Below are 230 nucleotides of genomic sequence, written 5' to 3'. Positions count from 1 at the left end.
CTTCCCCGGGCAGCGGGCTGGTGAACACCACCACCTTGAGCGGGTTCTCGCGATGGGCCAACCCCAGGTTCGCGAAGAGCTGGTTGAACGATTCGATGTACGCGGCGGGTGTCCCGGGCTGCGTGACCAGCAGCGCCGAGATGTCAGCGGCGGTCCGATGTTCCCTGGGCCCGATTGCGCGGTCCGCTCCATGCGATTCGTGACGGATGGTGACCGGCTTGCTCCCGTGC

Annotated in this window: 1 protein-coding gene; it reads right to left on the bottom strand. The window is 67.0% G+C overall.

Annotated features, from left to right (window positions below; genetic code table 11):
• Positions 1 to 230, bottom strand: a 230-nt coding sequence (locus SAZ04_RS23160; RefSeq protein ID WP_332700184.1) for a hypothetical protein, incomplete at both ends; no start/stop codon positions are given.

This window comes from Halalkalibacter lacteus, from assembly GCF_036663595.1.
Lineage (GTDB): Bacteria > Bacillota > Bacilli > Bacillales > Bacillaceae_D > Halalkalibacter > Halalkalibacter lacteus.
This window is presented reverse-complemented; position numbering and strand designations above follow the sequence as displayed.